The organism is Streptomyces sp. PL-25 (assembly GCF_058344915.1).
On the sequence record NZ_CP136997.1, the window covers coordinates 5829839 to 5841556 of the forward strand.

The following is an 11718-nucleotide window of genomic DNA, read 5'->3' on the forward strand; positions in this document are numbered from 1 at the left end:
GAAGCACCTTCATGCCTACGGAACACGGTTGGTGGACGGCGGGCGGATGTCCCGTGCGCTCAACGGCCGCCTGCCGCAGAGGTATGCGTGGACGGCCGGCATCGTCCAGCTGTTCGTCTCCGCGGCGGGCATTGTCAGACCGGTCTGACAGGCTTCTGTCCCCGATACAGTCCCAGCCACCGTCTTGAGGTGAGCATTGCCTGAGAACAGTTCCAGCAGCGATGGCGCGCTGTCCTTCGACCTGGTCCGTCAGCCGTGGATCCCGGTGCTGAACAGCGACGGTTCTTCACACGAGTTATCGCTGTCTCAAGTCTTCACCCACGCCGCTGACCTCCAGCGCATCGTAGGCGACCTCGCCACGCAGGAGTTTGCCCTGATCCGCCTCCTGTTGGCCATCGCGCACGATGCCCTGGACGGGCCGGATAGCGCCGAGGAGTGGGCGGAGCTGTGGGAGGACCCCGACTGCTTCGCCTCCGTCCAGGCGTACTTGGCCGATCACCGCGAGCGGTTCGACCTTCTGCATCCGCGCACGCCGTTTCTGCAGGCCGCCGGGCTGCGTACCGCGAAGGACGAGGTGTTCTCCCTGAACCGGATCGTGGCCGACGTGCCCGCCGGGGAGCCGTTCTTCACGTCGCGGATGCCGGACGTGGAGCGGCTGTCCTTCGCCGAGGCCGCTCGGTGGGTCGTGCACGTCCACGCCTACGACACCTCCGGCATCAAGACCGGCATGGTGGGCGACGACCGGGTCAAGGGCGGCAAGGTGTATCCGCTCGGCACCGGCTGGGCGGGCGGGCTCGGCGGCGTCTTCGTGGAGGGCGCGACGCTGCGCCAGACGCTGCTGCTCAACCTGGTGGCGGCGGACACCGAAGCGCTTGACTTCTCTGCCGATGACCGGCCGGCCTGGCGCCGTGAGCCGGTCGGGCCGGGATCCGACGGCCGTGCTGCGAGCGGCCCGCGCGACCTGTACACCTGGCAGTCGCGCCGGGTGCGGCTGCATCATGACGCGGACGGCGTCCACGGTGTCGTCCTCGGCTACGGCGACCCGCTCGCCTGGCGGAACATGCACCGCCGTGAACCGATGACCGCATGGCGGCGCAGCCCTGTTCAGGAGAAGAAGCTGGGGCAGTCACCCGTGTACCTGCCCCTGGAGCACGACCCGGCCCGCTCGGCCTGGCGGGGGATCGCCGCGCTTGTGGCCGACCGGCTGGAGGAGTCCGGCGGCGCCGGCGGGCCGTCGCGTCTGCGGCCGCGGATCCTTGACTGGGTCGCCCGTCTGGTGACCGAAGGGCACCTGCCCCGCCGTTTCCTGATCCGTGCCCGGGTGGCCGGGGTCAGCTACGGGACCCAGCAGTCCGTGATCGACGAGGCCGTCGACGACCGCTTGGTCATGCCGGTCGTCCTGCTCCACGGGCAGGATCCCGCCTACGCCCGGCAGGCCATCTCCGCCGCCGAGGACGCCGATCGGGCGGTGCGGGCCCTGGGGGACCTCGCGGTCGACCTGGCCCGGGCGACCGGGGCCGAGCCGGAAGGTCCGAAGGCCGTAGCCCGTGCCGGGGGGTTCGACGCGCTGGACCATCCCTACCGAGGCTGGCTGTCCGACCTTGCGGAAGTCGACGACCCGTTCGAGCATCGCCACACCTGGCAGCGTCTGGTACGGCAGACGGTGAGCCGTCTCGGGGACGATCTCATCGCCGCCGCCGGTGACGCGGCCTGGCAGGGCCGGATCCACACCGGCGACAAGGGCGGCACCCACTGGCTGAACGCGGGCCTGGCCGACGTGCGGTTCCGGCAACGCCTGGCCAGAGCGCTCGGGGACCCCGGCTCGCCCGGCTCTGCGGGCCCCGGCGAAAGCGACGCCGTTCCGGATGGCGACGGTCCGTCCCGGCCGGGGCCCGCCCGTCAGCCGGAATCCGACCACGCCGCGACCGACCCGGAGGTGCACGCATGACCCCAGCAACGCCCCTGTCCCCAGCCGCAACGCCCGTCGCGGTCCCGGTTCACCGACGGGTCGCAGACCTCGCCGCCACGCACATCGGACCCTGGCAGCAGGGTTACCTCCAGGACAGGCCGCAGGCCGTGGCAGCCCTTGCCCGCCTGCGCCGCGGCGCAGGCTGTGAGGCGGGCCAGACACCCGACCTGTGGAGCCTGATCGACACCGACCCGCTGCACACCCAGCCCGACAACACCCGGCCCTTGAGCGAGCCGGAGCTGGTGCGCGCCGAGAATGCGCTGCACACCGCCTGCACCCTGTGGGCATTCCACCAGCAGTCCCGCGGCACGCCCATGCACCGCCGGCACACCCGTGAACGGCCCGGTGGCCTCGGCGCGGCGGTCCGGCGCATGATGCCGGCCGACGGCACCGACGAGCCCATCCGCAAGCGTCTGGTCCGCGCGGGCACTGCCCCCGACCTCGTCGCGCTCGCCCAGCGGCTGCGCGACATCGTCGCTCTGCTGCGCCGCGACGACATCCCGCTCGACTACGCCCTCCTCGCCGGCCAGCTCTACCTCTGGCAGTGGCCCGACGGTCCCGCCACAGTCCGCCGCGCATGGGGCCGCTCCTTCCACGAGCAGCGACAATCCCGCCCGGCCCCGGACGAGAACACCACCCCGGACAGCGAATAAGGACGCCTTGTGAACCGCATCTTCCTGGACGTGCACGCCCTGCAGACCGTCCCGCCCAGCAACCTCAACCGGGACGACACGGGCGTGCCCAAGACGGCCGTCTACGGCGGCGTCCCCCGCGCGCGCGTCTCCAGCCAGGCGTGGAAGCGGGCCATCCGCACCTACTTCAAGGACGAGCACCTCCTCGACCCCGCCGAGCTGGGCGTGCGGACCAAGAAGGTCGTGGAACTCCTGGCCGACCGGATCACCGGCCTCGATTCGTCCGTCGGGCGCGAGACGGCCCTCACCCTCGCCGACGAGATCATCAAGGCCGCGGGCATCAAGACCGAAGTTCCCAAGCGGAAGGCCGATCAGGCGAAGAAGGAGGCAGGGCCCCTCCCCGCCCCCGAAAGCAAGTACCTGGTCTTCCTCAGTTCACGGCAACTCGACGGCCTGGCCCGCCACGCCCTCGAAGGTGCCGCCGACATCACGGCCTTTCTGAAGACCAAGGAGAACAAGGCGCGCGCCAAGGAACTCGCGGACACCCGCCACTCCGTGGACATCGCCCTGTTCGGCCGCATGGTCGCCGACACCGCCGACATCAACGTCGACGCCGCCGTGCAGGTCGCGCACGCCCTCAGCGTCCACCGGGTGGACAACGACTCCGACTACTACACCGCCGTCGACGATGAGAACAAGGACGGGGAAACCGGCGCCGGAATGATCGGCACCGTCGACTTCAACTCCGCGACCCTCTACCGCTACGCCGCCCTCGGTGTGCACCAGCTCGCCGCCAACCTCGGCCAGGGCCTGCGCGAGGACGAACCGCGCACCGAGCCGGTACGCCGCGCCGTCGAGGCGTTCGTCCATGCCTTCGTCTCCTCCCTGCCCACCGGGAAGATCAACGCCTTCGGGCACCACACCCAGCCCGACGCCGTCGTCGTCAGGCTTCGCACCACCCGGCCGATCAGCTACGTCGCCGCCTTCGAGGACCCGGTCCGCAGCGAGGGCGGCGGCCACCTGCGCAAGGCAGCCGACCGGCTCGCCGCCTACGCCACCGATGTCGAGCGTGCCTACGGCGACCCCGAGACCACCCTCACCTGGGTTCTGCGCGTCGGCCCCGCCACGCACGAGCTCGCCGAGCTCGGCACCGAGACCGGCACACAGCGCGAACTCGCCGCAGCCGTCGGCCAGGCCGTCGCCGAACGCCTGGAGAGGCCCGCATGAGCCGCACGGGCGTCCTCGCTCTCCGCCTGGCAGGTCCCCTGCAGTCCTGGGGCGCCTCCTCCCGCTTCACCCGCCGCACCACCGAATCGGCCCCGACCAAGAGCGGCGTCGTCGGCCTGCTCGCCGCGGTGGCCGGCGTCGAACGCGGCGACGACACACGCCTGGCCCCCCTGTCGGCGCTCCGCTTCGGTGTCCGCGTCGACCAGCCCGGCACCCGCATCCGGGACTTCCACACCGCTCACCACGGTGTCAGTGGCGCGTCCATGCCCCTGTCCGAACGCTTCTACCTCGCCGACGCTGTCTTCGTCGCCGCACTCGAAGGCGACCACACCCTGCTCACCAGTCTGCACGATGCCCTGCGCACCCCTGCGTACCCGCCCTACCTCGGACGGCGTTCCTGCCCGCCCACCGAACCGGTCGGCCTCGGACTGCACGAGGACACCCGCCTGGAGGAGGTACTGACGTACCTGCCCTGGCAGGCATCCGCCTGGTATCGCAGAAGCCGCCCCATCCCGCAGAACCTGACGGTGCTGCGCGAGACAGCCTCCGGCGAGCCCGTCACAGCGGCAGACGTCCTGCGCGACCAGCCGGTCAGCTTCGACGCCGCGCACCGGCGGCACACACTGCGCACCGTCGCCACCGCCTCCGTGCCCACCCCCGTTCCGGCCGGCGGCGGCCCGCAGGAGACGCATGATCCGTTCGCCGCCCTCGATGTCCTGGAGGATGACAGCGCCTGATGTTCATCACCCGCTTCCGCGTCAACAGCGCGCGGCCCGGCGCCCGCCGCCTGCTGTCCTCACCTCAGGTCATGCACGCGGCCGTCATGTCGTCCTTCCCGCACATCCTGCCCTCCGACAGCCCGCAGCCCAGCGCACCACGCGTGCTGTGGCGGCTGGACCAGCAAGCCCGCGCCGAGGTACTGCTGTACATCGTCAGCCCCGACCGCCCCGACCTGACCCACCTGGTCGAGCAGGCCGGATGGCCCGCCGTTGCCGGCCCCGAGAACCCCGGCTGGCAGACCCGGTCCTACGCCCCGCTCCTTGAACGGCTGACCGCCGGTGACCGCTGGGCATTCCGCCTGACCGCGAACCCCGTGCACACCATCCGCCGCAAAGAAGGCGAACCCCGCAAGGTCACCGCCCATCTCACACCCATCCACCAAATGGGATGGCTGCTCGACGAGAAACGCCAAGAACGCCTCGGCTTCCGCGTCTGCGAGAAGCCGGCCGACCGCCGGCTACTGCCCGAGGGCACCACCCACGGGGGGCGCCCCTCCCCGGGCGATCGCTTCGAACTGGCCATACGAGACACGAAGTCGCTCGTCTTCGACAAGAACCGCAACCCCGGCGGCCGCCGGGACAAGCCGGTCACCGTCGTCACCGTCACCTTCGAAGGACGCATGGAGATCACCGACCCCGACGTCCTGCGCCGCACCCTCACCCAGGGCGTCGGCCGCGCCCGCGCCTACGGCTGCGGCCTGCTCACCCTCGCCCCCCTCACCCGTCCCACCCCGAATACGCCATGAGCACCCCCTCCCAGCGGCCGGCACTGACCCCGCGCCAGCTCACCCGCACCGACGAACGGCTCTCCTTCGTCTACCTGGAACGCTGCACCGTCCACCGCGACGCCAACGCCATCACCGCCCAGGATGCCGAAGGCACCACCCACATCCCCTCGGCGACCATCGGCACCCTCCTCCTGGGCCCGGGAACACGCGTCACCCACCAGGCCATGAGCGTGCTCGGCGAAACCGGAGCGGCAGTCTGCTGGGTCGGCGAACACGGCGTCCGCTACTACGCCTCCGGCCGCGCCCTCAGCCGTTCCTCCCACCTCATGGAGGCCCAGGCCCGGCAGTGGGCCAACCCACGCAACCGCCTCGCCGTGGCGCGAGAGATGTACCGGCTGCGTTTCCCGGACGAGGACCCGGCCGGTCTCACCAGGAACGAACTGCTCGGCCGAGAGGGACGGCGACTCAAGGACTGCTACCGAGCCCAGGCCGCCCGCACCGGCGTCCCCTGGCGGGGCCGCCGCTACATCCCCGGCGACTTCAGCAGCGGCGACGCCGTCAACCAGGCCGTCACCGCCGCCGCCCAGTGCATGTACGGCATCGCCCACGCCGTCGTCACCTCCCTGGGATGCAGCCCGGCCCTCGGTTTCATCCACTCCGGCCACGAACTCTCCTTCGTCCTGGACATCGCCGACCTCTACAAGACGGAAATCGGCATCCCGCTCGCCTTCGACGTGGCCGCACAGAGTGAGGAGGACGTAGGCTCCCGCACCCGGCGTGCACTGCGGGACCGCATCACCGAGACATCCTTGCTGCACCGGTGCGTCGACGACATCAAACGCCTCCTGCTGCCAGAGACGGCCACTTCCTCGGACTCCGGCGACGACCGGGACGTCGTCACACTCCAGAGCGATCACAACCACCAGGTCGCCTCCGGCGTCAATTACGACGGGCCCGACTACGGGGACGAGCTCTGGTGACCGTCATCGTCCTCACCAACTGCCCGGCCGGACTACGCGGCTTCCTCACGCGCTGGATGCTGGAGATCTCCGCCGGCGTGTTCGTGGGCAATCCCTCAGCTCGCATCCGCGATGTGCTCTGGGGCGAGATCCAGCAGTACGCGGGGCAGGGCCGCGCTCTGCTGGCCCACACCACGAACAACGAGCAGGGCTTCACCTTCCGCACCCACGACCACACGTGGCATCCGGCCGACCACGAGGGCGTCACCCTGATCCGCCGCCCCGACCCGAACGCACCTCCCGCCGGTACGGATCTCCGAAACGGATCCCCCTCCGGCTGGAGCCGGGCCGCCAAACGACGACGCTTTGGGAGAGGGTGATGCGCATCGCAAGGCTTTTATCCTTTATGCCGGAGTCGGGGAAAGTACTCCGAAACGGCTCTCGGTCCCAGTAGAACCGCAGGTCATTCAGCCTGCTCCCCGCACCCGCGGGGATGGTCCCAGGTAGGCGCACTGCGTCTCATGGAGCTGGAACTGCTCCCCGCACCCGCGGGGATGGTCCCGCCGGGAGGACCGGCAGCACCGAAATCCTTGACTGCTCCCCGCACCCGCGGGGATGGTCCCGGCAGCGTGGACGATGCCGTCCGCCACCTCATCTGCTCCCCGCACCCGCGGGGATGGTCCCCGCCACGACCTGTAGGAGGAGCTGTGGATCAACTGCTCCCCGCACCCGCGGGGATGGTCCCCCGCATCGCAACGATGGTGGTTGGGTTCGGGACTGCTCCCCGCACCCGCGGGGATGGTCCCTGCGCGCCCGCAGGCCCGTGGAAGCTCGGCGACTGCTCCCCGCACCCGCGGGGATGGTCCCTCTCCGTGCCCGATGAGGCTCGGCGTGCTTCCCTGCTCCCCGCACCCGCGGGGATGGTCCCGACGCCAAACAGCTCACCGTCTACGACGGCACCTGCTCCCCGCACCCGCAGGGATGGTCCCCTCCTGGTACTGGCCCGCATCGATCACGAGGACTGCTCCCCGCACCCGCGGGGATGGTCCCGACGGCACCTGGAACAACTACAACAAGTACGCCTGCTCCCCGCACCCGCGGGGATGGTCCCAGGGGATGTGAAGCGCTGCACCGTGCCCCAGAACTGCTCCCCGCACCCGCAAGGGATGGTCCTCCAGGTGATCGTCAGACAGGGCCCCAATGTGGTGTCTGTGGGCGTGGCGACGATGTGGTGCGGTCCTGGTTCCTGCTCGGTATCGGTCCATGCCTTCGGCGATGCGCGTCGGCGCGGAAGCAGGTCGGCCGGGTCGGTCCACTCGGTGAGATCCCCGTGACTGCGTACCACGCCATGTCGTCGTACACGCGCCCCACGTACCCGGGGAGCTCGGACAGGCCCAGTGGGACGGCCTCGGCATTCTCGACGACGAACCCACTGTAGATGCTGCCGAAAAGGTCGACTTGCCGCAGCAGTGGCGGTACGGCAGGGCGTTGTTGGCGTGAGTTGTGTTCCGAGGGTGAAGGGCTAACGCTTTTACGGACTGAAGTCCCCCGGATAGAGCGGGCGTGAGGAGTAGGTGAATCGTCCTTGCTCTCTGCGGACCAGGGGATCAGCGGGCGGGGGCCGATGCCGACGTCCTGCCCGGAGCGGTGGAGGCGGCGCGGGGGTGCTGGGCGGCACGTCCGGATCTGGGGCTGCGTGACATGGCGTATGCGATGCGCCGACCTCACCGCCGTGCTGCGCAGCCGCAACGTGGCGCCATCTCAACGGGAAAGTGCAATACGGTGGATTCTCCCGCCGCAGGTGGCGAACCGCTGAGGCAGCCCATGCCGGTTCATGGCAGCCGGAGTTCCGCCCAGACCGTTTTGCCGGGCGCACCCTCGCGCGGGGCGGCGGCCCACCGCGTCGCCAGCTCCGCGACGATCAGCAGGCCCTGGCCGGACTCCGCGTTGCCGACCGCCGCCCTGCGCGTCGAGGTCACCGACATCCGGCCGGAACGTGTGCCTCCGCCCTCCGGTAGGAACCACCCGGATCAGCGTGAGCGTGTCGTTGACCCGGCCGCCGTACGGATGCCCCCACGGGTCGAGCCGCGAGCCGCTGGGAGACCAGCCTGCGGGCGAGGCGGGCGCCGCGGGACGAGGAGGTGAACGCCATCGCGAACTCGGGGAGGGGCCGGGGGCCGGTGGAGTGCACCCGGGGGGTGGAGATTCAGCTGTTCATGTGGCCCACGCTGCCGGTGCCGTCCTAGCGTGACCAGATGCGACGCGCACACGGAGAGTTGCTGTAGGTGACGTGTGCGCGGGTGTAGGCGGGCAGGGCGTGTCGGTGGGCGCGGGGACGCGTTGGCCGAGGGAGGTGGTGCGAGGATGAGTGAACCGGCGGGACTGGCGGACGAGGTGTCCGACGCCGAGAGCGGTGACGAGCCCGAAGCGGATGCCGGACCCGGTGTCCTGCGCGTCTTCGGGCGCCAGTTGAAGCGCTTTCGGGTGCGGGCGGGTTTCGAACGGCCCGAGTTCGGCGCGCTGACCGGGTACTCGGTGTCGACCATCGCCGCGTACGAGCAGGGGCGCCGGGTGCCGCCCCCCAGGTTCATCGACCAGGCGGACGAGGTGCTGGACGCGGGCGGGGTCCTCCAGGAGATGAAGGAGGAGGTGGCTCGGGCACAGTATCCGGCGTTCTTCCGGGGTGCGGCGCGGTTGGAGGCGGGGGCGGTCGAGTTGCATGTGTACGCCAATCAGGCGGTGCCGGGCTTGTTGCAGACCGAGGAGTACGCGCGGGCGGTGTTCGGCATGTGGCGCCCTCTGCTGGACGAGGAGACGATCGTCCAGCGCGTGACGGCTCGGCTGGCTCGGCAGAACATCTTCGAGCGTAGGCCGATGCCCACCATCAGCTTCGTCATCGAGGAGGCGACGCTACGGCGTCCGTTGGGAGGTGACAGTGTCCTGCGCGGACAACTGGAGCACGTGTTATTGGTAGCGCAGCAGCGTAACGTCGAGTTGCAGGTGATGCCGACTCAACGCGAGGAACATGCCTCACTCGGTGGGCCGTTCACCTTGATCGAGACGAAAGAAGGGCGCAGGATCGCGTACGTGGAGGCGCACAAGGAGAGCCGTCTCTACACGGAGCGCAGCTCGGTGCGCGAGTTCGAGGAGCAGTACGGGATTCTCCGCGCTCAAGGACTCACTCCCCGGGAATCGCTTGCGTTCGTTGAGAAGCTGCTGGGAGAGAGATGACGATGAAGCCTGACCAGTCCGGCCCTGGTCTCACGTGGTTCAAGAGCAGCTACAGCAGTGGGGCGGGCGGCGAGTGCATCGAGGTCGCCGTCGGCCCTCGCGCCGTCCACGTACGCGACTCCAAGGACGTGGCCCGCAGTGGCCTCGCGGTCGATGCCGAGGCCTGGACGACGTTCGTCGGCTTCGCCGCTCAGTAGGCGGCAGGTGTGCCCCCGGTCCGGACCGGGGGCACACCTATATCGGGCTGTCGGCGGGCGGAGCCAGACGCCCGGTTTCGGTCTCTGCGGACGCACCTCCTCGCGTCATGTCTCGCGGACGTCGGAGACCCACTCGGCGGACGAGGGATACGGACCGTGGGCGGCACCCCGCATGTGCGAGGACCACGCGCCCCAGGTGCGGATGCGATCAGCTATGGATATGTTGCTGCTTGTTGCGTCTGTTCGGTTCTGGTGTGTTCTGCCATGTTTCACCCCTTCGGTGTGCTGAGTGGCTGGTGGATGGATGGGCGTCCTGCGCGATCACCCGGAGCTCGCGCTGTTCCTGTGTCTCGCCGTGGGCTATCTGCTCGGCAAGCTGCGGGTGGGGCCGATCACGCTGGGGGGTATCTGCGGCACGCTGATCGTGTCGTTGCTGCTGGGGGCGTGGGCGAAGGTCGCGGTGGCGGAGGATGTGAAGACCGTGTTCTTCGCGATCTTCATCTTCGCGCTGGGATACATGGCCGGTCCGCAGTTCTTCGCTCATCTCAACCGGCGCAGCCTGCGGTACTTCAGTCTGTGTCTGATCGAGCTGGTCTGTGTGCTCGGGATCGCCTTCGGGCTGGCCAAGTCGTTCCGGCTGGACGTCGGCACCGCGTCCGGGATCCTGGCGGGGGCGGCCACCGAGTCCGCCGTGGTCGGTACGGCCACCGAGTCCATCGCCAAGCTGAGCGGGCTCACCCCGGCCCAGGTCAGCCAGTACCAGGGGCATGTGGCCACCGCGTACACCGTCTGCTATCTGTTCGGCCTGATCACCGTCGTGATCTACACCAGCCAGCTGATGCCGATGCTGATGCGGATCGATCTCGCCGACGCCTCCCGTGCGCTGTGGGAGCGGATGCGGGGCGGCGGTGGCGGGCTTGAGGGGGACGAGCAGGAGGCTCTGCCCGCGCTGGTCGGCCGTACCTTCTTCGTCACGCACGCGGACGGCCGTACCGTCGAATCCCTGGAGCGCGAGCTGGACGGGCGGGTCACGGTGGAGGCGGTGCGGCGGGGCAGCAAGCTTCTCACCGCGCCCGCGCCCGGCTTCGAACTCACTCTGTCCGATCTGGTGCTGCTGGTCGGACGCCGGGCCGACGTCATCGAGGCGAGCCGGGTCATCGGCCCGGAGACCGCCGGGCTGCCCGACCTGGACACACACCTGGCCACCAGCCAGGTCGCCGTCACCGAGAAGGCCACGGACGGCCGTACCCTGGGCGCGCTGCGCCAGGACCATCCGGAGTTCGCCCGCGACGGCGTCTACGTCACCGAGGTGGTGCGCGGTGATCTGCGGCTGCCCGCCTCCGCCGACACCGTCGTGCACCGCGGTGACGTACTGACGCTGGTCGGCGCCCGCTCCGGGCTGAGCCGGATCACCGCGAAGCTGGGCGCGCTCGTCAGGAACGACACCACCGACTTCGTCTACCTCGGTCTCGGGATCGCGGCCGGCTCCCTGCTGGGCCAGGTCGTGGTCCGTCTCGGCGACGTCCCGCTGTCCCTGGGCACCGGCGGCGGCTGCCTCGTCTCCGGGCTGCTGTTCGGCTGGTTCCGCTCGCGCCGGCAGACCTTCGGAGCCTTCCCGCCGCAGGCCGCGACGACGCTGAAGGACATGGGCCTCGCCGTCTTCATCGCCTGCACCGGCCTGACCGCGGGTCCGCAGGCGTGGCCGCTGCTGAAGCAGTACGGGGCACTGCTGCCGGTCGCCGGGATCGCCATGGTGCTCGTGCCGGCGTCCGTCTCGCTCGTGGTCGGCCGCACGCTGCTGCACATCGAGAAACCCCTGCTGATCGGCGCCATCGCGGGCCAGCAGTGCTCCACCCCGGCGATCACCTCCATCACCCAGGTCGCCCGCAGTTCCGTCCCGATGCTCGGCTACACCATCACCTACACCCTGTCGAACTTCCTGCTCCCGCTCACCGGCCCGCTCCTGGTCGGTGTCCTCGGAGCCTGACCGGACGGC

General features: G+C 70.1%; 11 protein-coding genes and 1 CRISPR repeat array. Of the genes, 10 read left to right on the plus strand and 1 reads right to left on the minus strand.

Annotated features, from left to right (window positions below):
* Positions 1-196 precede the first annotated feature (196 nt).
* From casA to cas2e, 7 genes are read left to right on the plus strand one after another with little or no spacing between them, the layout of a single operon-like run.
* Entirely contained in the window at positions 197-1948 is a 1752-nt protein-coding gene (gene casA, locus R4Z62_RS26105) for a type I-E CRISPR-associated protein Cse1/CasA (protein WP_491521035.1), read from the plus strand.
* The gene (gene casB, locus R4Z62_RS26110) at positions 1945-2622 is read left to right on the plus strand and encodes a type I-E CRISPR-associated protein Cse2/CasB (protein WP_491521036.1); all 678 of its coding nucleotides are present in this window, start codon (positions 1945-1947) and stop codon (positions 2620-2622) included. The genes casA and casB overlap by 4 nt, the downstream gene beginning before the upstream one ends.
* Positions 2623-2631: 9 nt before the next feature.
* A complete protein-coding gene (gene cas7e / locus R4Z62_RS26115; protein ID WP_491521037.1) occupies positions 2632-3828 on the plus strand; it encodes a type I-E CRISPR-associated protein Cas7/Cse4/CasC in 1197 nt (398 codons plus the stop codon).
* Positions 3825-4565: a type I-E CRISPR-associated protein Cas5/CasD gene (gene cas5e, locus R4Z62_RS26120; RefSeq protein WP_491521038.1), complete on the plus strand. Its 741-nt coding sequence runs from the start codon at positions 3825-3827 to the stop codon at positions 4563-4565. The genes cas7e and cas5e overlap by 4 nt, the downstream gene beginning before the upstream one ends.
* Complete coding sequence (cas6e, locus tag R4Z62_RS26125) at positions 4565-5353, plus strand: type I-E CRISPR-associated protein Cas6/Cse3/CasE (RefSeq protein WP_491521039.1); 789 nt, start codon at positions 4565-4567, stop codon at positions 5351-5353. The genes cas5e and cas6e overlap by 1 nt, the downstream gene beginning before the upstream one ends.
* Complete coding sequence (gene cas1e / locus R4Z62_RS26130) at positions 5350-6315, plus strand: type I-E CRISPR-associated endonuclease Cas1e (RefSeq protein ID WP_491521040.1); 966 nt, start codon at positions 5350-5352, stop codon at positions 6313-6315. The genes cas6e and cas1e overlap by 4 nt, the downstream gene beginning before the upstream one ends.
* Entirely contained in the window at positions 6312-6674 is a 363-nt protein-coding gene (gene cas2e, locus R4Z62_RS26135) for a type I-E CRISPR-associated endoribonuclease Cas2e (RefSeq protein WP_491521041.1), read from the plus strand. Before cas1e ends, cas2e begins: the two co-directional genes overlap by 4 nt.
* A gap of 92 nt (positions 6675-6766) precedes the next feature.
* Positions 6767-7405: a CRISPR direct-repeat array (repeat unit 29 nt; unit sequence CTGCTCCCCGCACCCGCGGGGATGGTCCC).
* A gap of 721 nt (positions 7406-8126) precedes the next feature.
* On the opposite strand, the gene R4Z62_RS26140 is transcribed toward cas2e, so the two are convergent.
* Entirely contained in the window at positions 8127-8279 is a 153-nt protein-coding gene (locus R4Z62_RS26140) for an ATP-binding protein (RefSeq protein WP_491521042.1), read from the minus strand.
* Positions 8280-8658: 379 nt separating this feature from the next.
* Between R4Z62_RS26140 and R4Z62_RS26145 the strand changes: the two genes are divergently transcribed.
* The 3 genes from R4Z62_RS26145 to aspT all read left to right on the plus strand — a co-directional run bounded on the left by R4Z62_RS26145 (position 8659) and on the right by aspT (position 11709).
* Positions 8659-9525: a helix-turn-helix domain-containing protein gene (locus tag R4Z62_RS26145; protein WP_389468633.1), complete on the plus strand. Its 867-nt coding sequence runs from the start codon at positions 8659-8661 to the stop codon at positions 9523-9525.
* Positions 9522-9722 (plus strand): DUF397 domain-containing protein, encoded by a 201-nt coding sequence (locus R4Z62_RS26150; RefSeq protein WP_491521043.1) that lies wholly within the window; start codon positions 9522-9524, stop codon positions 9720-9722. Before R4Z62_RS26145 ends, R4Z62_RS26150 begins: the two co-directional genes overlap by 4 nt.
* A gap of 304 nt (positions 9723-10026) precedes the next feature.
* A complete protein-coding gene (aspT, locus tag R4Z62_RS26155) occupies positions 10027-11709 on the plus strand; it encodes an aspartate-alanine antiporter (RefSeq protein WP_491521927.1) in 1683 nt (560 codons plus the stop codon).
* Positions 11710-11718: the final 9 nt, after the last annotated feature.